This is a genomic window from Halomonas sp. 11-S5, assembly GCF_029889825.1.
Lineage (GTDB): Bacteria > Pseudomonadota > Gammaproteobacteria > Pseudomonadales > Halomonadaceae > Halomonas.
In genome coordinates, this window is record NZ_JARANW010000008.1 from 22,218 (window position 1) to 44,103 (window position 21,886).

Annotated in this window: 19 protein-coding genes; 8 read left to right on the forward strand and 11 right to left on the reverse strand. The window is 68.8% G+C overall.

Features of this window, described 5'->3' with window-relative positions:
* Nucleotides 1-130: 130 nt before the first annotated feature.
* Nucleotides 131-2,899, forward strand: coding sequence for a DNA polymerase I (polA, locus tag OP497_RS08110; RefSeq protein WP_280547694.1), 2,769 nt, complete (start codon nt 131-133; stop codon nt 2,897-2,899).
* 1 nt (nt 2,900) lies between these two features.
* Here polA and OP497_RS08115 read toward each other — a convergent pair whose 3' ends face one another.
* Entirely contained in the window at nt 2,901-3,932 is a 1,032-nt protein-coding gene (locus OP497_RS08115) for a Fe(3+) ABC transporter substrate-binding protein (RefSeq protein WP_280547695.1), read from the reverse strand.
* A 257-nt stretch (nt 3,933-4,189) separates the two neighbouring features.
* On the opposite strand from OP497_RS08115, the gene OP497_RS08120 reads away from it, so the two are divergent.
* Nucleotides 4,190-5,359, forward strand: coding sequence for an ABC transporter ATP-binding protein (locus OP497_RS08120; protein WP_280547696.1), 1,170 nt, complete (start codon nt 4,190-4,192; stop codon nt 5,357-5,359).
* Here OP497_RS08120 and OP497_RS08125 read toward each other — a convergent pair.
* From OP497_RS08125 to dctP, 4 genes are all read right to left on the reverse strand, one after another.
* A complete protein-coding gene (locus OP497_RS08125) occupies nt 5,279-6,886 on the reverse strand; it encodes an iron ABC transporter permease (RefSeq protein ID WP_280547779.1) in 1,608 nt (535 codons plus the stop codon). The two genes, OP497_RS08120 and OP497_RS08125, sit on opposite strands and share 81 nt — an antisense overlap.
* A 233-nt stretch (nt 6,887-7,119) precedes the next feature.
* Entirely contained in the window at nt 7,120-8,448 is a 1,329-nt protein-coding gene (locus OP497_RS08130) for a TRAP transporter large permease subunit (RefSeq protein ID WP_280547697.1), read from the reverse strand.
* A complete protein-coding gene (locus tag OP497_RS08135) occupies nt 8,445-8,948 on the reverse strand; it encodes a TRAP transporter small permease subunit (RefSeq protein WP_280547698.1) in 504 nt (167 codons plus the stop codon). The genes OP497_RS08130 and OP497_RS08135 overlap by 4 nt, the downstream gene beginning before the upstream one ends.
* Before the next feature lie 81 nt (nt 8,949-9,029).
* Nucleotides 9,030-10,133: a TRAP transporter substrate-binding protein DctP gene (gene dctP / locus OP497_RS08140; protein ID WP_280547699.1), complete on the reverse strand. Its 1,104-nt coding sequence runs from the start codon at nt 10,131-10,133 to the stop codon at nt 9,030-9,032.
* Between the two features lie 343 nt (nt 10,134-10,476).
* Between dctP and OP497_RS08145 the strand changes: the two genes are divergently transcribed.
* Nucleotides 10,477-12,660, forward strand: a complete 2,184-nt coding sequence (locus tag OP497_RS08145) for a GNAT family N-acetyltransferase (RefSeq protein WP_280547700.1) — start codon at nt 10,477-10,479, stop codon at nt 12,658-12,660.
* Between the two features lie 32 nt (nt 12,661-12,692).
* Nucleotides 12,693-14,123 (forward strand): DNA recombination protein RmuC, encoded by a 1,431-nt coding sequence (gene rmuC / locus OP497_RS08150; RefSeq protein WP_280547701.1) that lies wholly within the window; start codon nt 12,693-12,695, stop codon nt 14,121-14,123.
* Nucleotides 14,124-14,195: 72 nt separating this feature from the next.
* Here rmuC and OP497_RS08155 read toward each other — a convergent pair whose 3' ends face one another.
* The gene (locus tag OP497_RS08155; RefSeq protein ID WP_280547702.1) at nt 14,196-14,669 is read right to left on the reverse strand and encodes a Dps family protein; all 474 of its coding nucleotides are present in this window, start codon (nt 14,667-14,669) and stop codon (nt 14,196-14,198) included.
* Between the two features lie 119 nt (nt 14,670-14,788).
* The gene (locus OP497_RS08160; protein WP_280547703.1) at nt 14,789-15,934 is read right to left on the reverse strand and encodes a glycerate kinase; all 1,146 of its coding nucleotides are present in this window, start codon (nt 15,932-15,934) and stop codon (nt 14,789-14,791) included.
* Nucleotides 15,935-16,060: 126 nt separating this feature from the next.
* On the opposite strand from OP497_RS08160, the gene OP497_RS08165 reads away from it, so the two are divergent.
* A complete protein-coding gene (locus OP497_RS08165) occupies nt 16,061-16,597 on the forward strand; it encodes a hypothetical protein (protein WP_280547704.1) in 537 nt (178 codons plus the stop codon).
* Nucleotides 16,594-16,950, forward strand: coding sequence for a hypothetical protein (locus tag OP497_RS08170; RefSeq protein WP_280547705.1), 357 nt, complete (start codon nt 16,594-16,596; stop codon nt 16,948-16,950). The genes OP497_RS08165 and OP497_RS08170 overlap by 4 nt, the downstream gene beginning before the upstream one ends.
* Here OP497_RS08170 and OP497_RS08175 read toward each other — a convergent pair.
* Nucleotides 16,939-17,370, reverse strand: coding sequence for an HIT family protein (locus tag OP497_RS08175; protein WP_280547706.1), 432 nt, complete (start codon nt 17,368-17,370; stop codon nt 16,939-16,941). The two genes, OP497_RS08170 and OP497_RS08175, sit on opposite strands and share 12 nt — an antisense overlap.
* 145 nt (nt 17,371-17,515) lie before the next feature.
* Between OP497_RS08175 and OP497_RS08180 the strand changes: the two genes are divergently transcribed.
* Nucleotides 17,516-18,262, forward strand: a complete 747-nt coding sequence (locus OP497_RS08180) for a sulfite exporter TauE/SafE family protein (RefSeq protein ID WP_280547707.1) — start codon at nt 17,516-17,518, stop codon at nt 18,260-18,262.
* A gap of 85 nt (nt 18,263-18,347) precedes the next feature.
* Entirely contained in the window at nt 18,348-18,479 is a 132-nt protein-coding gene (locus OP497_RS08185) for an entericidin A/B family lipoprotein (protein ID WP_280547708.1), read from the forward strand.
* A 42-nt stretch (nt 18,480-18,521) separates the two neighbouring features.
* Here the strand turns inward: OP497_RS08185 and OP497_RS08190 are convergent, their stop codons facing one another.
* The 3 genes from OP497_RS08190 to OP497_RS08200 all read right to left on the reverse strand — a co-directional run bounded on the left by OP497_RS08190 (nt 18,522) and on the right by OP497_RS08200 (nt 21,875).
* Nucleotides 18,522-19,025, reverse strand: a complete 504-nt coding sequence (locus OP497_RS08190; RefSeq protein WP_280547709.1) for an acyl-CoA thioesterase — start codon at nt 19,023-19,025, stop codon at nt 18,522-18,524.
* Nucleotides 19,026-19,120: 95 nt separating this feature from the next.
* A complete protein-coding gene (locus OP497_RS08195; protein ID WP_280547710.1) occupies nt 19,121-20,431 on the reverse strand; it encodes a short-chain fatty acid transporter in 1,311 nt (436 codons plus the stop codon).
* A 70-nt stretch (nt 20,432-20,501) separates the two neighbouring features.
* Nucleotides 20,502-21,875 (reverse strand): MATE family efflux transporter, encoded by a 1,374-nt coding sequence (locus tag OP497_RS08200; RefSeq protein WP_280547711.1) that lies wholly within the window; start codon nt 21,873-21,875, stop codon nt 20,502-20,504.
* Between the last annotated feature and the right edge of the window lie 11 nt (nt 21,876-21,886).

Sequence of the window (21,886 nt, forward strand, 5' to 3'; positions counted from 1 at the left end):
GGGGAAGCAGGGTTACCCCCAGTGTAGGGGCTTGCGACCTCCCGGCCTACCACCCGCGGAAAAAGGCGGCGGCAATGCGTATCATGGATGATCAGTATCACCTCACGCCACGCTTCAATGGATGCCCTACATGGCCGATACGCCCATCGTTCTCGTCGACGGTTCCTCCTACCTGTACCGCGCCTTCCACGCCCTGCCGCCGCTGACCACCTCCGACGGCCAGCCCACCGGGGCGATCAAGGGGGTGCTCAACATGCTCAAGCGGCTGATCAAGGACTATCCCGACAGCCCCATGGCGGTGGTCTTCGACGCCCCGGGCAAGACCTTCCGCGACGAGCTGTTCGAGCAGTACAAGTCCCACCGGCCGCCGATGCCCGATGACCTGCGCTCCCAGGTGCAGCCGCTGCACGACTGCGTGAAGGCCCTGGGCCTGCCGCTGCTGTGCATCGAGGGGGTGGAGGCCGACGACGTCATCGGCACCCTGGCCCGACGGGCCACCGAGGCCGGCCGCGACGCGGTGATCTCCACCGGCGACAAGGACATGGCCCAGCTGGTCAACGAGCACATCACGCTGGTCAACACCATGAAGGACGAGACGCTGGACATCGACGGCGTGAAGGAGAAGTTCGGCCTGCCGCCGGCGCGGATCATCGACTTCCTGGCCCTGATGGGCGACAAGGTGGATAACATTCCCGGCGTGCCGGGGGTCGGCGAGAAGACCGCGCTGGGCCTACTGCAGGGCATGGACGGCGGGCTCGAGACCCTCTATGCCGACCTGGAGAAGGTCAAGGAGCTGGGCTTTCGCGGCGCCAAGACGCTGCCCAAGAAACTCGAGGAGCACCGCGACCAGGCCTTCCTCTCCTACCAGCTCGCGACCATCAAGACCGACTGCGAGCTGCCGGTGGGGCTTGACGACCTGGACATCGCCCACCCCGAGCGTGAGGCGCTGCTCGAGCTCTATCGCCGGCTCGAGTTCCGGGCCTGGCTCTCCGAGCTGCTCGAGGGCAAGGACGAGGGGGTCGACGACGCGGCGGGCGGCATGCCGCTGCCGACCGAGGACGACGCGGCGACCGGCTCAGGCCGCCGGGCCGCCCGCGAGGACCATGTCATCCTTGCACAGGCCGACCTCGACGCCTGGCTCGAGCGGCTCAAGGCGAGCGATACCTTCTGCTTCGACCTGGAGACCACCAGCCTCAACTACATGGAGGCGCAGGTGGTCGGCGTGGGGCTGTCGCTGGAAGCGGGTGAGGCGGCCTACATTCCGCTGGCCCATGACTATCTCGACGCCCCCGAGCAGCTCGACCGCAACGCCGTACTCGAGGCCTTGCGCCCGCTCTGGGAGGGCGACGGCCGGACCAAGGTCGGCCAGAACCTCAAGTACGACATCTCGGTGCTGGCCAACGTCGGCATCGCAGTGGCCGGGCCCCTGGAGGACACCATGCTCGAGTCCTACGTGCTCGACTCCACGGCGACCCGCCACGACATGGATTCTCTGGCGCTCAAGTACCTGGGCGAGAAGACCATCTCCTTCGAGGAGGTCGCCGGCAAGGGCGCCAAGCAGCTGACCTTCAACCAGGTGGCCCTGGAACAGGCCGCGCCCTACGCCTGCGAGGACGTCGACATCACCCTGCGCCTGCACCACGAGCTGCGTCCCCGCGTCGAGGCCGAGGGGCGGCTCGCCGAGGTGCTCGAGGCGATCGAGCTGCCGCTGATCCCTGTCCTCTCGCGCATGGAGCGCACCGGGGTGGCACTGGACCCCGAGCGCCTGCACACCCAGAGCCGCGAGCTCGAGACGCGCATCCGCGAGCTGGAGGCCAGGGCCTTCGAGCTCGCCGGCCGCGAGTTCAACCTCGGCTCACCCAAGCAGCTCGGCCAGATCCTGTTCGATGAGCAGAAGATCCCGGTGATCAAGAAGACCCCCAAGGGGGCGCCCTCCACCGCGGAGGCGGTGCTCGAGGAGCTGGCGCTGGACTACCCGCTGCCCAAGGTGATCATGGAGCACCGCGGGCTCGCCAAGCTCAAGTCCACCTACACCGACAAACTGCCGCGGCTGGTCAACAGGGCCACCGGGCGACTGCACACCAGCTACCACCAGGCGGTCACCGCCACCGGGCGGCTGTCGTCGTCGGACCCCAACCTGCAGAACATCCCGATCCGCACCGAGGAGGGGCGCAAGATCCGGCAGGCCTTCATCGCCCGGCCCGGCTACCGCATCGTCGCCGCCGACTACTCGCAGATCGAGCTGCGCATCATGGCCCACCTCTCCGGTGACAGGGGACTGCTCGAGGCCTTCGCCGAGGGCCGCGACATCCACGCCGCCACCGCCGCCGAGGTGTTCGGGGTGGTCCTGGACAAGGTCTCGGGCGACCAGCGGCGCAGCGCCAAGGCGATCAACTTCGGGCTGATCTACGGCATGAGCGCCTGGGGCCTGGGCCGGCAGCTGCACATCGAGCGCGGCCAGGCGCAGACCTACATCGACCGCTACTTCGACCGCTACCCCGGGGTGGCACGCTACATGGAGCGCATCCGCGCCCAGGCGGCCGAGGATGGCTACGTGGAGACGGTCTTCGGCCGGCGCCTGCACCTGCCGGAGATCCGCGCCCAGAACCGTGCCCGCCGCCAGGGCGCCGAGCGCACCGCCATCAATGCCCCGATGCAGGGCACCGCGGCCGACATCATCAAGCGGGCGATGATCGACGTCGATGCCTGGCTCGCGGGCGAGGCGTTCGATGCGGTGATGGTGATGCAGGTCCACGACGAACTGGTCTTCGAGGTGGCCGAAGGCCAGGTCGAGGCCTTCATCGAGGAGGTGAAGGGGCGCATGGAAGGCGCCGCCAAGCTCGACGTGGCGCTGACCGTCGAGGCCGAGTCGGGGGCCAACTGGGACGAGGCCCACTGAGTTAGCGCCAGCCGACGCGATCGAAGATCCGAATGGCCTCGGGGTTGTTCTCGCCCAGCACACTGACGTTCAGGTCGTCCTTCTTGAAGTCGCCCCAGGAGGCGATGACGCCATCGATCTCCACGGATTCTACCGCGGGGAACTCGTAGTTGCCGGAGGCGAAGAGGGCCTGGGCCTCGTCGGAGGCGAGGAACTCGAGGAAGCGCACGGCGTTCTCCTCGTTCGGCGCGCCCTTGACCATGCCGGCACCGCCGATGTTGACGTGCGCGCCGCGATCATCCTGGTTGGGGAAGACGATCTCGACCTTCTCGGCCGCCTCGCGGTCGCTCTCGTTGTCGGAGTTGACCAGGCGCACGTAGTAGTAGTGGTTGGCCAGGGCGATGTTGCACTCGCCACTGGCGACGCCGAGGATCTGGTCGGTGTCGCCGCCCTCGGGGTCACGCGCGAAGTTGTCGACCACGCCCTTGGCCCAGGCCTGCGCCTCTTCCTCGCCGTGGTGGGCGATCAGCGAGGCCAGCAGGGACTGGTTGTAGATGTTGTTCGAGGAGCGGATGCAGACCTGGCCCGCGAACTTGGGGTCCGCCAGGTCCTCGTAGCGGGTGATCGCGTCGGCCTCGACCTCGGTGGGGTCGATGAAGATCGCCCGGACGCGCTGGCTGAAGCCGAACCACTTGCCTTCCGGGTGTCGCATGTAGTCGGGCAGCCGCTCGTCGAGTACCTCCGACGCCACGCTGGCGAAGATGCCCTCCTGCTCGCCGCGCCACAGGCGGCCGGCGTCCACGGTGATCATCACGTCGGCGGGGCTGGCCTCGCCCTCCAGCTTGAGGCGCTGGATCAGCTGGTCGGAGTCGCCCTCCAGGATGTTGACCTCGATGCCGGTCTGTTCGGTGAAGGCGGCATAGAGCGCCTCGTCGGAGTCGTAGTGGCGAGCCGAGTAGACATTGAGCTCCTCGGCGGCCGCGGCCTGGGAGGCCATGGCGGAGCCGGCCACCAGGGCGGCGAGGGGCATGGCGAGACGGCGGTTCAGCGGCATGGAGACACCTCATGTTGCGGGGTTGCGGTTTCGAATGATAATGCTTTGCATTAAACTTACGCCATTGAAGCGCCTCCCGCTGCCGGCGTCAAGGCCTGCCGGCGGGCAACCTGATCCAGGTCAGGAGTCGCCCCGCCTTGACAGCCGGTGGCGCGAAATGCGAGCGATAGTACAACGCATTCAGGAGGCTTTCGCGTTACCATGCAGGACATACCTTCTCTCCCAATGGCCGCTCAGATCCCATGACTAGCCAACCGATGCTCCCGATCGACGAGAACGCCGCCGTGGCACCCGTTCTCGCCATGCACCAGATCCGCCATGCCTACCAGCAGCACCTGGCCGTGGAGGACGTCTCCCTCGAGGTCAAGCCCGGGGAGATCGTCTGCCTGCTGGGCCCCTCCGGCTGCGGCAAGTCCACCCTGCTGCGGATCGCCGCGGGGCTCGAGGTGGTTCAGCAGGGGCGCGTGGCGCTGGGCGGCGAGTCGATGGGACGCACCGGGCGTTCCCATGTGCCCCCCGAGAAGCGCAACGTCGGCCTGGCCTTCCAGGACTCGGCGCTGTTCCCGCACCTCTCGGTGCTCGACAACGTGGCCTTCGGGCTCGAGTCGCAGCCTGCCCAGCAGCGGCGTCGCCGAGCCTACGAGCTGCTCGAACTGCTGGGCATGGAGCACTATGCCCGGGTCTTCCCGCATATGCTCTCGGGCGGACAGCAGCAGCGTATCGCCCTGGCCCGGGCGCTGGCGCCAGCGCCGCAGCTGATGCTGCTCGACGAACCCTTCTCCAGCCTCGATGCTCGTCTGCGTGACCAGATCCGTGACGATACCCTGCACGTGCTGAAGAAGTTGGGCGCGGGGGTGCTGCTGGTGACCCACGACCCCGAGGAGGCCATGTTCATGGCCGATCGCATCGTGCTGATGCGCGAGGGGCGGGTGGTGCAGGCCGGAACGCCGCTGGACCTCTACTGCGCCCCCACCGACCCCTTCGTGGTCACCTTCTTCGGCGAGGTGAACGAGCTCGAGGGGCACGTGGTGGACGGCAAGGTGGCGACGCCGGTGGGCGATGTCTCCGGCAGCGGGCTGCCCGAAGGCAGCCGGGTGCGGGTGATGATCCGTCCCGAGGCGCTGCGGGTGGTGCCGCTGGATGAGCCGCCGGAGCATCACCACAGCCACGTCATCATGGCCAAGCTGCTAGGACGCACCAGCCTGCTGCACATCTGCGCCCACGCCTCCGACGGCCGGGAGAGTCACCTGCATGCCCGGTCCCCGGGGGTGTTCCTGCCCCGGGAGGGCCAGCCGGTCATGATTGGCCTGGATGCCTCCCAGGTCTTCGTCTTCCCCCTCGAGGCCTCAGCGACTGCCGGGACGAGAGCGGCGCATGGCGATGCTCAGCAGGATCACCGGGAGGATGCCTACTGCCACGATGGCTAGTGACGAGGTCGAGGCCTCGGCCAGGCGTTCGTCGGCGGCCAGGCTATGGGCGCGGATCGCCAGGGTGTCGAAGTTGAAGGGGCGCAGGATCACCGTGGCCGGCAGCTCCTTCATCACGTCCACGAATACCAGGATGCCGGCGGCGATCAGGCTGCCGCGCATGATCGGGGTGTGCACCTTGCGCAGGGTGCCGCCCGCCGTCTGACCCAGGGTCCGGGAGGCCGCATCCATGCTCGGCGTGACCTTGCCCAGGCTCGCCTCGATGGCATTGAAGGAGACGGCGAGGAAGCGCACCAGGTAGGCATACACCAGGATGAAGGCCGACCCGCTGAGCAGCAGCCCCACCGCGACCCCGAACTGCCCCTTCATGACGTCGTTGATCTGGTGGTCCATCCACACGAAGGGGATCAGGATGCCCACTGCCACTACCGAGCCGGGGACCGCATAGCCCATGGCGGCCACGCGCGTCGCCACCTGCGTTACCTTGCCGGGGTGCAGGCGGGCGCCGTAGCTGAGTAGCAGCGCCAGGCTCACGGCGACCATTGATGCGAGCGACGCCAGCAGCAGGCTGTTGCCGGCAAAGGTCAGGAAGGCCGAGCCGAACAGCGCATCGCCGCCCTGGATCGAGAGGTAGCCCAGCAGGCCGCTGGGGATCAGGAAGCCGAGCAGCACCGGCGTCAGGCAGGCCAGGGTGGCGGCCCAGGCGCGCCAGCCGTGGAGCGCGAATTCCGGCAGGTGCTGGTAGCGACCGGTGGTGTGGAAGTAGCGGCGCTTGCCGCGCGAGGCGCGCTCGATCAGCACCAGGGCGATGACGAAGGCCAGCAGGCAGGCGGCGAGCTGGGCCGCGGCCACCTGCTCACCCATCCCGAACCAGGTGCGATAGATGCCAGTGGTGAAGGTGTCTACCCCGAAGTACTGCACCGCCCCGAACTCGTTGAGGGTCTCCATCAGCGCCAGCGACACGCCGCCGACGATGGCCGGCCGCGCCAGCGGCAGGGCCACGCTGGTGAACAGCCGCCAGGGCCCCCGCCCCAGGGTCCGCCCCACGTCCAGCACGCACACCGACTGCTCCAGGAAGGCCGCCCGCGCCAGCATGTAGACATAGGGATAGAGCACCAGGGTGATCAGGGTGGCCGCTCCCCACAGGGAACGGATGTTGGGGAAGACGTAGTCGCTGGCCGACCAGCCGAAGCTCTCCCGCAGCCAGGTCTGGACGGGGCCGGCGAACTGCAGGAAGTCCGTGTAGGCATAGGCGATCACGTAGGTCGGCACCGCTAGCGGCAGCAACAGCCCCCACTCGAACAGCCGGCGTCCCGGGAAGCGGCACATCACTACCAGCCAGGCGGTCCCGGTGCCGATGACGAAGGTGCCGAGGCCCACCGTCACCACCAGGAAGAGGGTATTGACGAGATACCTGGGCAGTACGGTGCTGGCCAGGTGCTGCCAGATGCCCTCGGTGGGCATGAACAGGTGCGCCAGCACCACGATGACCGGCAGCGCCACGATCAGGGCGATGCCGATGGTCAGGGCGTTCCAGACATTGAAGGGCAACGACAGGCGGGAGAGGGCGCGGGAACGGGCCGGACTGGTCAACGAGGTCTCCTTCCAGCGGGGTCTGGAGGCGGTGTGGATGCGAGGCATTTGCGAGTGAGAATTGTATCAGCTGCCCCCCGTGGCTGCAGCCATGGCGGCTGACCCGGATCAACATAAACGCCCGCCGCTCGATGAGCGGCGGGCGTCATGGGGCCGTCGGGAGAGGCTCAGTAGCCGATCAGCAGGGACGGCAGGCCGGTGATCAGTACCGGGAAGAAGGCCATCAGCACGCAGGCCAGCACGATCAGCGCACAGAAGGGGATCACCGCCTTGTAGAGGTCGACGATCTCGACCCCCTTGGGCGCCACCCCCTTCAGGTAGAAGAGCGCATAGCCGAATGGCGGGGTGAGGAAGGAGGTCTGCAGCACCACGGCGACCATCACCACGAACCACAGCACGTCGATGCCCATGTTCTCGACGATCGGCAGCATGATCGGGAAGCTCAGCAGCACGATACCGGTCCAGTCCAGGAACATGCCCAGGATGAACACCAGGAACAGCATCAGGATCAGCGCCCCGGTGGTGCCGCCCGGCATCGCCATCACCAGGTCGTGGATCACCTGCATGCCGCCGCCGCGGGAGAAGACCCCGGTGAAGGCGGTAGCGCCGACCAGCACCAGCATTACCATGGTGGTGGTCTTGCTGGCATCGATCAGGGTGCGGTAGCAGGTCGAGACCTTGCGGTCGCCGAAGATCAGGAACAGCAGGAAGGCGATGGTCACGCCGATCGCCGAGGCCTCGGTGGCGGTGGCGATGCCGGTGAACAGGGCGCCGAGCACGCCGAGGATCAGGGACATCGGCGGCAGCACGTACTTGGCCAGCATGACCAGCAGCTCGCGGGTGCTGGTCTCGGCGCGCTCCGCTGCCGGCACCAGCGGGCCATAGGAGGGCTTCACGTGGCAGATGATCAGCACATAGAGGGCATACATCACGCCGAGCAGCAGGCCCGGCACCAGGGCGCCGGCGAACAGCGCGCCCACCGAGACCGGCGAGTAGCTGGCCATCAGGATCAGCATGATGCTCGGCGGGATCAGGATGCCCAGGCAGCCGCTGGCCATGATCACCCCGGTACTGAGCTCCTTGTTGTAGCCGTACTTGAGCATCGGCACCAGGGCGATCATGCCCATCACCGCGATCGAGGCGCCGACGATGCCGGTGGTGGCGGCGAGCAGCACCGAGACGATGACCACGGTGAGTGCCAGGCCGCCGCGCAGGTTGCCGAGCAGCAGGCGCATCGCCTCGAACATCTTCTCGGTGACGCCCGAGTCGTTGAGAAAGCGCGCCATCAGGATGAACAACGGGATGGCCACCAGGACATAGTTGTCCATGGCGTTGCCGTAGATGTTGTTGATCAGGGAGCCGAGGATCTTGGCACCCGGGCCGAGCCAGGCGCCCATCACGGCGATGCCGCCCAGCACGAAGGCCAGCGGGTGGCCCATGAACAGGCCGATCAGCAGGCCGCCGAACATGAACAGGGTGAGCATTTCGGGGCTCATGCGGTCTCCTCCTGGCGCAATTGCTGGATGGCGCGGATGACGATGGCGATGGCCTGCAGCAGGAGCAAGAACGCGGCGATGACGATCACCGCCTTCACCGGATAGACGGGGATGGCGACCATGCCATAGGTGGTCTCGGCGCGGCTGAAGGAGCGCATGAAGAAGTCCCAGCCCAGCGTCAGCAGCATCCAGATGAAGGGCACGAAGAAGACCAGGTAGCCGAGTATCTCCAGGGCGGCCTGCTTGCGGCGCGACAGCAGCCGCTTGAGGACGTCGACCTCCACGTGGGCATGGTGGCGCAGCCCGTAGGCGGCCATCAGCATGAAGTGGACGCCGAATAGCATCTTGGTGGTATCGAAGGCCCAGTCACTGGGGCGTCCGATGAAGAAACGCATGGCGATGTCGTAGATCACGATCAGCGTGATCACGGCGATCAGCGGAGCGATCAGGCGACCGAAGGCCTCGTTGAGGGCATCGATGGCCTTGGCAATGGCGTTCATGAGCGGGGATCTCGTGAATCAGTGGGAACACGACGTTTGGCCGGCCGGCGGGCCCTCTCGGGAGAGGGCCCTGGCGGGGCCTTACATGCAGGCCTCGATCTCCTCGAGAGAGGGCAGGTCGTCGGTGACGCGGCTCATGTTGTAGGGCACGGAGATATCGCGCCAGTTGGCGTAGTGCTCCAGGTAGCTGATCATGGAGTGGTATATCTTGGCGTGCATCGGGTCCTCGCAGGCCCCCTGCACGATCACCTCGTTGGTGATGCGCTGGATCTCGGCGAGGTCTTCCTCGGAGAGCTGGTTGATCTCGGTGCCGTCCTCGAGGAACTTCACGGTGCCCTCGGTGGACTCGCGCTCGGACCAGGCCAGTGACCAGGTCATGGTGGCCTGTGCCGCGATCTTCAGCTTTTCCTGGGTCTCCTCCGAGAGGGCGTCCCAGGCATCCTTGTTGATCATCACGCCGAACACGCTGGCGGACTGGTGCCAGCCCGGCACGGACCAGTAGTCGGCCACCTCGGAGAAGCCGGCCTTGTAGTCCACACCCGGGGTGGAGAACTCGGCACCGTCGACCACGCCACGCTCGATGGCCTGGTAGATCTCGCCGCCGGCCAGGGTGACCTGGGAGCCGCCGAGTTGCTCGAGCACCCGGCCCTGATCGCGGCCGGAGAGGCGCAGACGCTTGCCCTTCAGGTCGGCCAGGCTCTCGATGGGCGTGCCGCCGCGGAAGCCGGACTCGTTGTTGGTGATGCCGTAGGGCAGGTAGACCATGTTGTAGTTGCCATAGACCTCCTGGTAGAGCTCGAAGCCGCCCCACTGGTTGATCCAGTTCAGGTAGTCCATGCCGTTGAACAGGCTGGTGGTGGTGGCCAGCGGCGAGAAGGCCGGGCTGCGGCCGGCCCAGTAGCCCGGCCAGTCGCCGGCGGCCTCGATGCTGCCGGTCTCGGTGGCATCGAAGACCTCGGTACCGGGCATCAGGGTGCCGCCGGCACGGAACTCGATTTGCACCTCGTCACCGGCGAGCTTGTTGACCAGCTCCGCCCAGTGGCGGTCGATCTGGATCAGGTCCAGGTTATCTGGCCAGGTGGTGGTCATGGTCCACTGTTCCTGGGCCTGGGCGGTGGAGCTCATGGCGGCGAGGGCGACGCCCGCTGCCAGCCCGGTGAGGGCGAATTTGGTCATCTTCTTCATTGAGGTGCTCCCTGGTGGGTTGTTCTGCTTGTCGAGAAGTCGATGGAAGACGGCCGTCGGTGCCGGGAAGCGCCCACCTGCGGTGCGGGTGGGCCTGACCGTCCGGGCAACTCGGCAACAGGAAACAAGCTAGCATGGGACGACGGACATGTTCGACCGGTGCCGTGGCGGCACCGGCGCCCCGGACAGGCCCCGCAAGGCCTCCGTCAGGAGGTGGAGAACGCCTTTTCAATCAAAGGGTTGAAACGATCGTATGACGACTGTGTTGCAGTGCCGAAATGCCCGGTAACGTTGAAAGGTCGTGCACCCTTAGACCAAAGTTGAGCCTCGGATGGAGCCCCGGATGACCCCCGACCGCCTCGCCCCCCTGCAGGAGACCCGACGCCGGCTGGGCCAGCAGCGCTGGCGCGGTCTGGTCTGGCTGACCGGCGCGGCCGATGCCTGCCGCCGGGAGGCCTTGGCCCTGTGGCAGGGGGATGACTGGCCGTCGCCGCTGTGGGTCGCCGCCGAGCCAGTCGAGGGCATCGAGGCGTCGCGCTGGCTGCCGGCGGCCAAGGCCCGCACGCGGCTGGGGGGCGAGCAGGACCTGGTGGTGATGGACGCCGTCTCGGCCGAGAGCGGCTTCGACCCCGAGGCCTTCGGCGCGCTGGCCGGCACCCTGCGGGCCGGTGGCCTGCTGGTGCTGATGACCCCGTCCGACTGGGGCGCGCGCCCCGATGCCGACTACCGCCGCCTGGCCGAGCACCCCTGGCGGGCCGAGCAGCTCAGCGCCCGCTACCTGGCCCGGCTTGCCCGGCTGCTGCGTGCCGACGAGCGCGTGATCCACTGGACGGCAGGAGAGGCGCCGGCGCGACCGTGTCTGCCCGAGGCAGCGCCGGCAGCGGCGTTGTCGTCTGACGCAGACGCGGACTGCCTGACTCGCGACCAGGCGGAAGCGGTGGCGCGGCTTACCCGGCTGCGTCGCCGTCGGCCGCTGGTGCTGACCGCCGACCGCGGCCGTGGCAAGACGGCGGCCCTGGGCATCGCCTGTGCGCGGCTGCTGGCGGCGGGAGAGTCGGAGATCCTGGTCACGGCGCCGCGCCCGTCGGCCGTGGCCGAGCTCTTCGAGCGCCTGGCGGTCCTCTGCCCCGAGGGGCAGCGGTGCGGCAACGCCTTCGCGGCGGGCTACGGACGGGTCGCCTTCCTGCCCCCCGACGCCCTGGCTCAGCTGGCCGAGCAGGGTGAGGTCGGTGGTCCCGGCCGGCTGCTGCTGGTCGATGAGGCGGCGGCGATTCCCGCGCCGCTGCTGGGGCGCTGGCTTGATGTTTTCCCGCGTATCGCCTTCGCCACCACGCTGCACGGCTACGAGGGATCGGGGCGTGGCTTCGCACTTCGCTTCCGTGAACGGCTCGCGCGCCAGACGCCCGACTGGCGGGCCTGCCACCTGGCCGAGCCGATCCGCTGGGCCGAGGGCGACCCCCTGGAGGCGCTGACCTCGCGCCTGTTGCTGCTGGATGCCGAGCCGGCGGCAAGCCCGAGCGCAGCGGAGACCCCGGCTCTCCGGCGCCTGGACCGCGATGCCCTGGCCCGCGACGAGCCGCGGCTGCGGGCGCTGTTCGGCCTGCTGGTGCAGGCCCACTACCGCACCACGCCCGCCGACCTGCGTCGGCTGCTGGATGGCCCCGGGGTCGCCATTACCGTCCTCGAGGCCGGGCCGGCCCTGCAGGGTGTGGTGGTGAGCGGCGACGAGGGGGGCTTCGCGGCCGGCCTCGCCGAGCAGGTGGCGCGGGGCGAGCGGCGTCCGCGAGGCCACCTGTTGGCCCAGTCGCTGGCCGCCCATGCCGGTGAGCGCGAGGCGCTGACCGCCCGCCTGCGGCGGGTGCTGCGCATCGCCGTGCCGGCCGAGCGGCGTCGTCACGGGGCGGGGCGGCGCCTGGTCGAGGCCGAGGTCGCGCGGGCCCGTCGCGACGGCATCGAGCTGCTGGGGGCGAGCTTCGGCGCCGAGCCGGGGCTGCAGGCCTTCTGGCAGGCCGCGGGCTTCCGGGCGGTGCGCCTGGGGCTGACCCGGGAGACGGCCACCGGCGAGCATGCGCTGATGGTGGTGCGGCCCACCGGCCCTGCGGGGCAGCGACTCGTCGAGCGCCTCCAGGCGCGCTTCCACCGCCAGCTGCCGGGGTTGCTGGCCTTCGAGCTAGCCGAGCTGGTGCCGGCGGTGGTGGTGGGCCTGCTCGCCGAGGCGCCCGCCGCGCCCCTGGGCGACGAGGATCGCCGTGACCTCGATGACGTGGCCTTCGGCCATCGCGAGCCCGCCCTGGCCCGCCCGGCGCTCCAGGCCCTGGTAAGGTGGCGTGCGTCGAGCCGGGCGGGCCGCCAGGACGAGGCGCTGGCGCTGCTCGCCGCCTGGGCTTTCCAGGGGCGCGAGGCGGCCTGGCTGGCGGCGCGCCTCGGGGTGTCGGGGAAGCGAGGTGTGCAGGCCTGGCTGCGCGAGGCCGTGGCACGGCTCCTCGACGGCGAGCGCGGGCTTTCCCCCGGCGAGGCCGGCCGGTAGAGTCCCCGGGTCGATCGCGAGACACAAGCACCATGAACACACATCTAATGAACGAACTGCTGCAGCAGGCCGTGCCGGCCTGGGTGGCCTGGGGGCTGGCCGGGCTGCTGCTAGCGATGTCTTGGGTGGGGCTGTCCTGGCGCAAGCGCCTGGTCGCCGCCGAGGCGCGACTGCTCGTCCGTGAGCGGGAACACGCCGATAGCGAGGCCAGCGTGCGGCGGCTGGAACAGGAGCTGGCCCACAGTGATGCGCAGCTGGATGGCAGCCACGAGCGCCTGGCCGCCCTGGAGGTTGAGCTTTCCGCGACGCGTGAGCGGCTGGCCGAGCGGCGCGAGCATGCCGCCCGGCTGGAGGTCGAGCGCGAGCAGCTGGCGCTGCGGCACCGTGAGCAGCTGGCCCTGCTGGAGGAGGCACGGGAACGGCTCAAGGAGGAGTTCCGCCAGCTCGCCGGGCGCATCTTCGAGGAGCGCCAGCAGGCCTTCTCGGTGCAGAGTCGCGACAGCCTGGAGGCCCTGCTGCGCCCCTTTCGCGAGCAGGTCGACCAGTTCCGCCGCCGGGTCGAGGAGCTGCATGGCCAGCAGAGCCGCGACAGCGGCTCCCTCAAGACTCAGCTCGAACAGCTCGCCGGGCTCAATGCCCGCCTCGGTGAGGAGGCCGCGGGCCTCGCCCGGGCCCTCAAGGGCGACCAGAAGGCGCAGGGCCACTGGGGTGAGCTGTTGCTCGAGACCGTGCTCGAGCGTAGCGGCCTGCGCCGGGACATCGAGTACCGCCGCGAGGTCTCGCTGCACGGGGACCAGGGGCGCCAGCGCCCCGATGCGGTGATCTATCTACCCGACGACCGCCATCTGATCGTCGATGCCAAGGTGTCGCTGGTGGCCTGGACCCGGGTGGTCAACGCCGAGGACGACGCCGAGCGCGAGGCGGCCATGAAGGCCCACCTGCAGTCGCTGCGTGGCCATGTCACCGGCCTTTCGGGCAAGGACTACCCGGCGCTGCCGGGGCTCAACTCACCGGACTTCGTGTTCCTGTTCGTGCCGGTGGAGCCGGCCTTCGCCGCCGCCTTCGAGCGCGACCCCACGCTCTTCCAGGAGGCCTTCGACCATCAGGTGGTGGTGGTCACCCCGACCACCCTGCTGGCCAGCCTGCGCACCGTGGCCGGCCTGTGGAGCCTGGAGCGCCAGAACGAGAACGCGCGCCTGATCGGCGACCGGGCCAAGAAGCTGCTGGCCAAGTTCTCCGGCTTCGTCGAGAGCCTCGAGGAGGTCGGCCGTCACCTGGAACGCGCGGGCGACAGCCATCGCCGGGCCATGGGGCGGCTCTCCAGCGGGCAGGGCAGCCTGGTGGCCCAGGCCACCGAGCTGCAGCGCCTGGGGGTGCGCATGAAGAAGCCGTTGCCCACGGAGCTGGTGCGCGCCGCCGGGGGAGAGGACGAGCCGGACGACGAGGCGACGGGGCGCGCCTGAGCCGCGGCCCCGCAACGACGCCGCCGCCCCTCGGGGCGGCGGCGTCGTGCTTCGGTGCCGCGGTGCCGGTGATCAGCCGAGGTAGGCGCCCAGCATCCACACGGTCTTCTCCTGCTCGCGGATGTAGTCGCCGGCTTGGGCGGCGGTGCCCTCATCGTCGGCATCCGAGGCCAGCGAGAGCAGATCGCGCTGCAGCTCGATCAGGGTCTGGTAACCCTGGAGCACGCCGCGCACGCAGGCCTCGCCGTCATGGACGTTCTTGTCCTCCTGGATCCTGGCGAGCTTCACGTAGTCGCTGTAGGCGTGCACCGGCTGGTGGCCCAGGGTGAGGATGCGCTCGGCGACTTCGTCGACCTTGGTCAGCAGATCGGTGTAGAACTCCTCGAACTTCTCGTGGAGCTGGAAGAACTGGCGGCCCTTCACGTTCCAGTGGTAGCCGCGCACGTTCATGTAGAAGATCTGGTAGTTGGCCAGCAGCTCGTTGAGCTTCTCGGCCAGCTGGCTGGCGCTGGCCTCGTGCAGGCCGATGGTATTGGTGTCGCTCATTCAATGCCTCCTTGATCGCGATGCAGGTAGGGTAATACGTCCGCCGGCGGCGGATAAGCCAATTGTCTCCATGGCCACCATAGCCGCTGCCCATGACGTGCGGGTGTCGGGCGCGCTCTTCAAGGCCGGGGGGCGGCCAGGGCGACCCAGAGGCGCACCAGGCCCTCGGTGCGGTCGGCCAGCAGTTCGGCGCAGCGCGCGAGGGCCTCGTCGAGCGCCATGGGGCCATCGGCCAGGGCGAAGGCCGCGGTGACGCCCTCGTCAAAGGCGGCCTGCCAGCCCGGGGCCAGGCGCCCGGCCAGCACCACCACCGGCACCCCGTGACGCCGGGCCAGCCGTGCCACGCCTACCGGGGTCTTGCCGGCCAGGCTCTGGCCGTCGAGCTGGCCTTCGCCGGTGATCACCAGGTCGGCATCCGCCAGCAAGGCCTCGACGCCGGCCTGGGCCATCACCAGCTCGATGCCGGGGCGCAGCTCGGCGCCGAGGAAGGCCCGGGCGGCGAAGCCCATGCCCCCGGCGGCGCCGGCCCCGGGCAGGTCGCGGTGATCCTCGCCCAGGGTCGCGGCGGTGACGTCGGCGAAGCGGGCCAGGGCGGCATCGAGGCACGCTACCTCGTCCGGCGTGGCCCCCTTCTGGGGGCCGAAGACCGCACTGGCACCGCGCTCGCCCAGCAGCGGGTTGTCCACGTCCACCGCGGTCTCGACCCGCAGGCCGGCCAGGCGCGGGTCGAGACCGTCCAGGTCGAGCTCGGCCAGGTCGGCCAGGGGGGCGCCGCCCGGGGTCAGGTCGCGGCCTTCGCCGTCACGCAGTCGCGCCCCCAGGGCGGCCAGCATCCCCGCGCCGCCGTCGTTGGTGGCGCTGCCGCCGAGGGTGAGCAGCAGTCGCTCGGCACCGCTGTCCAGCGCCTCGCGGATCAGCTCGCCCACCCCGAAGGTGGTGCTGTGCAGGGCGGTGCGCTCGTCGGGCGCCAACGCCTGCAGGCCACTGGCCTCGGCCAGCTCCACGTAGGCGGTGCGGCTCGCGGCGTGCCACCCCCAGTTGGCCTGGGTCGGGCGCCCCAGGGCGTCATGGACGTCCGCCGCGCGGCGCTCGGCGCCGGTGGCGGCCAGCAGGGCATCGAGGCTGCCTTCGCCGCCATCGGCCAGCGGGCATTCCAGGGCCTCGATGTCATCGCCGGCGCGTCGCGCCCCCACGGCGATGGCCCGAGCGGCATCGGCGGCAGGCAGGGCATCCTTGAAGCTGTCCGGGCAGATGAGGATATTCATCGCGGTTCTCGTCATGTGGCAGGTGTCTTCAGCGTAACGGCAGCGTACACCGGACAGAACCCCGGGCGCTTCATCCTTACCGACTTCCGGCGTAGACTGCTCTTGACCCTTCGTGGAGAGCAACCGATGCGTAGATGGCTGCTGTTGCTGCTGCCGGCGGCGCTGGCCGGCTGCCAGGTGACGCCGACGACCCTGCCGGTGGCCGAACCTGCCCCGGCCGCCGAGTGCCGCTGGTCCGCCGGACCCGGCGACAGCCTGGACCGGGTGGTCACGGCCCTGGAGGGGCAGGGCTTCCTGGTGCGCCACACCGATGCGTCGTTGGGGCTGGTCAGTGCCGAGCGCGCCAGGACCACCATCTACCACGACAACGGCGTCGATCGCCTGCCGCGCGTCGGCGGCTTCGTGCTGGGCGGCAGCGGCGGTCATATTTCTTCCGGCGTGATGATCGGGCTCGGCACGGGCTTCGGAGTGGGTGTCGACGAGGCGACTCGCATCGAGCGGGTCTCGGTGATGCTCGACCAGGGGCAGTTGCAGGTGGCCCGTGACATTCGCATGATCGACTGGCGGGGTGACCTGCGCGAGTCCCGCAGTGCCAGCGACGCTGGCTTCTGCCGCGACCTGCGTGATGCCATCGAGGCCGTACCGGCAGGGGAGGCCCCATGAAACGTTCGTTCCTGAGCCTGTTGCTGGTCGCCTGGCTGGCCGGCTGTGCCACCCCGGCTCCGCCTGAGCCCCGCGAGATTCACCTGGCGGCAGCACCCGAGACCACCCTGCGCGAGGCCATGCACCTGCTGATGGATCGCGGCTATGTGATCCGCCAGGCCGACGGCGACCTGGGTCGCCTGGAGGCGGTGCTGGGTCGGATGCCGGGTTACGGCGTGTCGCTGCGCGTGGCCGGCCAGGGAGATGGCGGCCAGGTCAGCTTCATCGCCACCCGGGGTGGGCGGCCCTTGCCACCCACCGTGCTTGATCCCCTGCTGACCGACCTGCAATCGCGGCTGGGCCTACTGCCCTGAGTCGAGGTCCAGTCCCTCCACCTCGGCCAGGATGCGGGCACGCATGTCGGCCAGGCCGTCCAGGTCGTAGGCCTCGGCCTGGCCATGGCCCCACACCGGCGCCGGCCAGGCGGCGTCCTCGCGGCGCCGCACGATGACGTGCACATGCAACTGGGCGACGACATTGCCCAGGCTGGCGATGTTGAGCTTGTCGCCGCCCAGGGCCTCCAGCATGGCCCTGCCGATCGCACTGGCCTCCCGCCATAGCTGCTGTTGCGCCGAGGCGTCGAGCTGGAACACCTCGCTGACCTCGAGGCGGCGCGGTATCAGCACCAGCCAGGGGAAGCGGGCGTCGTCCATCAGCCGCAGCTGGCACAGCGGCAGTTCGGTGACCGGGTAGCTGTCGTTCACCAGGCGGGCATCGGGTTCGAAATCTGACATCACGGGTCTCCTTTCGCGTCGGCTGTCCCTGTACCCGTCATCATGGCACACCCCTTCCGCATCGGGGGGGGGCAGATTCCCCCGGCAGGGCTGCCCCGGTATGCTGGGCGGCCTATCACCGACCCGCAAACAGACGGACGTTCTCATGACGCTGCTCGAGGCGCTTGCCCTGCTGGCCATCGGGACCCTGGCCGGCTTCATCAACGTGCTCTCCGCCGGGGGCTCGATGCTGACCCTGCCTCTGCTGATGTTCCTGGGGCTGCCACCCCAGGCGGCCAACGGCACCAACCGGGTCTCGATCGCGCTGCAGAGCATCTCCGCGGTGACCAGCTTCTTGCGTGCCGGTGCCCGCTACCTGGGCCTCTCGCTGAGGCTCTCGGTGCCGGCGGTGGCCGGCTCGCTGCTCGGCGCCTGGCTGGCCCTGCAGACCGGGGATGCGCTCTTCGAGGCGATCCTGATCACGGTGATGGCGTGCTCGGCGGTGCTGATGCTGCTGCCCCAGCCGCGCCTGGAGACCCGCCCGCTGACCCCGGAGCGCCTCACCCCGGCGGTCTATCTGGCGATGTTCGCCATCGGCCTCTACGGCGGGTTCATCCAGGTCGGGGTGGGCGTCCTGTTCATCGTGGTGCTCTATCGCATGCTGAAGATCGACCTCGCCCAGGTGAACGTCTTCAAGGTGCTGATCGTGCTGATCTATACCCTGCCGGCCCTGGCGATTTTCCTGGCCAATGACCAGGTGCGCTGGAGCTATGGCCTGGTGCTGGCGGGGGGCAGCATGCTGGGAGCCTGGCTGGCGGTGAAGGTCAACATGAGCCCGCGCGGGGCCTTCGTCGTCAAGTGGCTGACCGTCGCGGTCATCGCCGCGATCATCCTGCGGCTGCTGCTGGGATGAGCTGGTTGGGCACTTTCGCCTAACCTGCTAGATTGAATGGGTCACACATGTGTTCCGCACCCGGAACGGCAACGAGGACGCCATCATGAAACGTGCGATATCGCTGATCCTGGTCTCACTCTTCACCCTGTCCCTGCTCGGCGGTTGCAATACCATCCGCGGCGCCGGCCAGGACATTGAGCGGGGTGGTGAGGCCGTGCAGGACGCCGCCAGCTGATCCGCGGTGCTTTGATAGGCCGCCTCCCCCTGCGACCCTGCCTCAGGGATCGCCGTGTTCGGCCTGGGTGCGCCGTTCCTCCTCTTCGGCCTGCTTGCGCAGCTTCTTGCGCAGGGCCGCCTTCTCGAAACGCAGCTTCTGCAGACGGGTGTCCAGCCTGAGCGGCGGCACCCTGGCCGGCTTGCCGTGGTCGTCCACGGCGACCATGGTCAGGTAGCAGCTGTTGGTGTGGCGGATCACCTTCTTGCGGATATCCTCGGCGACCACCTTGATGCCGATCTCCATGGAGGAGCTTCCGACGTGGTTGACGCTGGCCAGGAAGGTGACCAGTTCACCGACATGGATCGGCTGCTTGAACAGCACCTGGTCGACGGACAGTGTCACCACGTAATGACCGGCGTAGCGGCTGGCACAGGCATAGGCCACCTCGTCGAGTTTCTTGAGGATGGCGCCGCCATGCACCTTGCCGCTGAAGTTGGCCATGTCCGGGGTCATCAGCACGGTCATCGAGAGCTCGTGCTGGCCCGTCAGGGTCTGGTCGTCCATCGAAGTGTCCCCGTGAAGGTTTTCCACAGCATAACGCCTTGCTCCCGCAAAGGGGGAGCAAGGCGTTGTCGGGCGGGTATCGGCGCGTGCCGGGGTCAGAACCAGGTCAGGCCGACGGCGATGATGATGCCGGTGATGAGCAGCTGGATCAGGCAGAAGCCCATGATGTCCTTGGCCTTGAGGCCGGCGATCCCGAGCACCGGCAGGGCCCAGAAGGGCTGCAGCAGGTTGGTCCAGGCGTCGCCCCAGGCCACGGCCATGGCCACCCGGGGGATGTCCACGCCCAGGGCCTGGGCGGCGGGCAGCATTACCGGGGCCTGCACGGCCCACTGGCCGCCACCGGAGGGCACGAAGATGTTGACGATGCCGGCACTGATGAAGGACCAGAAGGGCAGGGTGGTCTCGGTGGCGAAGGAGATCAGCGCGCCGGAGAGGGTCTCGGCGAGCCCGGACTGCACCATGATCGCCATGATCCCGGCGTAGAAGGGGAACTGGATCACGATCCCGGCGCCGCCCTTGATGGCCTCATGCAGGCTGTTGAGCAGGCTCTGGGGCGTGCGATGTAACACGATGGCCAGGAACAGGAACAGGAAGTTCACCACGTTCAGGTTGAGGCCGCCGCCGCGCAGCACGAAATGGTCGAACAGGAACAGCAGGCCGGGGATGCCGACCAGCCAGGCCAGCGTCATGCTGTTCTCGAGGCGCTCTGCCGGGCGGGTGATGCGCGGCCGTTGCGTCTCGGTCTCGCCGAGCAGCTTGGGATCGATGTAGACGCTGTCCTTCTCGTCCGGAAGCATCATCCGGTTGACCAGCGGTACCGCCACGAACAGGCAGAGCACGATAGCGATGTTGAACAGCGAGAAGATGGTCTCGCCGGTACCGATCACGCCGATCTGCTCGACGGTGAAATGGCCCTCGGTGGCGATGGTCAGAGGAATCGAGCCGGCGAGCCCGCCGTGCCATACGACGAAGCCGGAGTAGGCGCTCGCCACCAGCAGGCGATAGTCCACCCGAACCTGGCGGGCCAGCTCCTTGGCGAACAGGGCGCCGACCACCAGGCCGAAGCCCCAGTTGATCCAGCTGGCGGCCAGCGAGACCAGGGTCACGAGCAGGATGGCGGCGCCGGCGTTGTTGGCCAGGCCGGCCAGCTTCTGCAGCAGGCGGCTGACGGGGGGGGAGCTTGCCAGCATGAAGCCGGTGACCAGCACCAGCAGCATCTGCATCGAGAAGGTCAGCAGGTTCCAGAAGCCGTCCCCCCAGAACCTCAGCACCGCCAGCGGGGTCTGTCGCTCCACGGCGATGGCCGCGGCGGCGGCAATGACCGTCAGCAGCAGCACGAAGATGTAGGGGTCGGGCAGGTACTTCTCGACCAGCCTGACGGCCGGTCTCGATAGGGCCTTGAGCATGGGGGTTCCCTTATTCTGTTGTCGATGTTGGCGTGCCTGACAGAAAGTAGCGCACCCTCAGAAGGTTGCGCTACCCGGGGCGGTACTCGTCGTCAACGAAGCCGGCCCCGCCGTGGTGGCGCCAGCGAGTGCGGCGATGGTGACGATAGTAGGCCGCGAGCACGCCCGAGCGCACCATAGCAAAGGCCAGGAAGGCCAGCCACAGGCCGTGGTTGCCCAGTGGCGTGGTCAGCCACCAGAGCGGCAGGTAGACCGCGAGCCCCGCATAGATGCTGTTGCGCATCTCGCGGATTGCCGTGGCGCCGATGAAGACGCCGTCCAGCAGGTAGCTCCATACCGCCACCAGCGGCATGACGACCATCCAGGGCAGGTAGTCGCCGGCGGTGGCGCGCACCTCCGGCAGGCCGGTGAGCAGCGAGATCAGCCACTCGCCGCCCAGGGCGAAGGCCAGCGCGGCGAGCCCCGCCGTGACCAGCGAGAAGCGGGCGGCGCTGCTGACGACCCGGCCGAACTCGTCGAAGCGCCGGCGGCCCACGGCGCGGCCGGCCAGCGCCTCGGCGGCATGGGCGAAGCCGTCCAGGGCGTAGCTGGTCAGCATGATGAACTGCAGCAGCACGGCATTGGCCGCCAGCACGGTATCGCCCTGGGCGGCGCCGCGGGAGGTGAAGAAGGCCATGGCGAACAGCAGGCCCAGGGTGCGTACGAAGAGGTTGGCGTTGACCCGGAAGAGCTCGCCATAGGCGGCCAGGCGCAGCAGCCGCTCGCGCAGGAAGTGACCCGACAGCCACCTGAGCTGACGCGACACCAGCCAGAGGCCGAAGGCCAGTGCCGTGTAGTCGGCGAGCACCGTGGCCCAGGCCACGCCGTCGCTGGTCATCCCCAGCCCCACCACGAACAGCAGGTCGAGGGCGATGTTGACGCCGTTGGTCAGCACCAAGATGGACAGCGTCACCCGCGAGTTCTGCTGGCCGAGGAACCAGCCGAGGATGGCATAGTTGGCCAGCACCGCCGGGGCCGAGAGCAGCCGGATGCGGGCGTACTCCGTGGCCAGCTGCGTGGCGACCTCGCTGCCGTCGAGCAGCCACAGTCCCAGGGTCACCAGCGGGCCCCCGGCCAGTATCAGTCCCAGGCCGATCCCCAGGGCGAGCAGCAGCGACTGGCCGAGCAGGTTGCGTACCTCGCCGTCCGCCTCGCGGCCCACCGCCTGGGAGGTGAGACCGGTGGTGCCCATGCGCAGGAAGCCGAAGCCCCAGTAGAGAAAGCTGAAGAGCGTCGCCCCCAGGGTCACCCCGGCGAGATAGCGCGAGTCGGGCAGGTGGCCGACCACGGCGGTATCCACCAGCCCGAGCAGCGGCACGGTGATGTTGGAGAGGATGATCGGCCAGGCCAGCGTCAGGATGCGCTTTCGTGTCCCAGCGTTGGCGGTGGTCGTGGGCGACGACACGGCGGGTCCCT

Excerpts from the sequence above, each read along its gene's own strand:
- polA (WP_280547694.1), top strand. The coding sequence starts at position 131 with ATGGCCGATACGCCCATCGTTCTCGTCGACGGTTCCTCCTACCTGTAC.
- OP497_RS08115 (WP_280547695.1), bottom strand. The coding sequence starts at position 3,932 with ATGCCGCTGAACCGCCGTCTCGCCATGCCCCTCGCCGCCCTGGTGGCC.
- OP497_RS08120 (WP_280547696.1), top strand. The coding sequence starts at position 4,190 with ATGCTCCCGATCGACGAGAACGCCGCCGTGGCACCCGTTCTCGCCATG.
- OP497_RS08130 (WP_280547697.1), bottom strand. The coding sequence starts at position 8,448 with ATGAGCCCCGAAATGCTCACCCTGTTCATGTTCGGCGGCCTGCTGATC.
- OP497_RS08135 (WP_280547698.1), bottom strand. The coding sequence starts at position 8,948 with ATGAACGCCATTGCCAAGGCCATCGATGCCCTCAACGAGGCCTTCGGT.
- dctP (WP_280547699.1), bottom strand. The coding sequence starts at position 10,133 with ATGAAGAAGATGACCAAATTCGCCCTCACCGGGCTGGCAGCGGGCGTC.
- OP497_RS08145 (WP_280547700.1), top strand. The coding sequence starts at position 10,477 with ATGACCCCCGACCGCCTCGCCCCCCTGCAGGAGACCCGACGCCGGCTG.
- rmuC (WP_280547701.1), top strand. The coding sequence starts at position 12,693 with ATGAACACACATCTAATGAACGAACTGCTGCAGCAGGCCGTGCCGGCC.
- OP497_RS08155 (WP_280547702.1), bottom strand. The coding sequence starts at position 14,669 with ATGAGCGACACCAATACCATCGGCCTGCACGAGGCCAGCGCCAGCCAG.
- OP497_RS08160 (WP_280547703.1), bottom strand. The coding sequence starts at position 15,934 with ATGAATATCCTCATCTGCCCGGACAGCTTCAAGGATGCCCTGCCTGCC.
- OP497_RS08165 (WP_280547704.1), top strand. The coding sequence starts at position 16,061 with ATGCGTAGATGGCTGCTGTTGCTGCTGCCGGCGGCGCTGGCCGGCTGC.
- OP497_RS08170 (WP_280547705.1), top strand. The coding sequence starts at position 16,594 with ATGAAACGTTCGTTCCTGAGCCTGTTGCTGGTCGCCTGGCTGGCCGGC.
- OP497_RS08175 (WP_280547706.1), bottom strand. The coding sequence starts at position 17,370 with ATGTCAGATTTCGAACCCGATGCCCGCCTGGTGAACGACAGCTACCCG.
- OP497_RS08180 (WP_280547707.1), top strand. The coding sequence starts at position 17,516 with ATGACGCTGCTCGAGGCGCTTGCCCTGCTGGCCATCGGGACCCTGGCC.
- OP497_RS08185 (WP_280547708.1), top strand. The coding sequence starts at position 18,348 with ATGAAACGTGCGATATCGCTGATCCTGGTCTCACTCTTCACCCTGTCC.
- OP497_RS08190 (WP_280547709.1), bottom strand. The coding sequence starts at position 19,025 with ATGGACGACCAGACCCTGACGGGCCAGCACGAGCTCTCGATGACCGTG.
- OP497_RS08195 (WP_280547710.1), bottom strand. The coding sequence starts at position 20,431 with ATGCTCAAGGCCCTATCGAGACCGGCCGTCAGGCTGGTCGAGAAGTAC.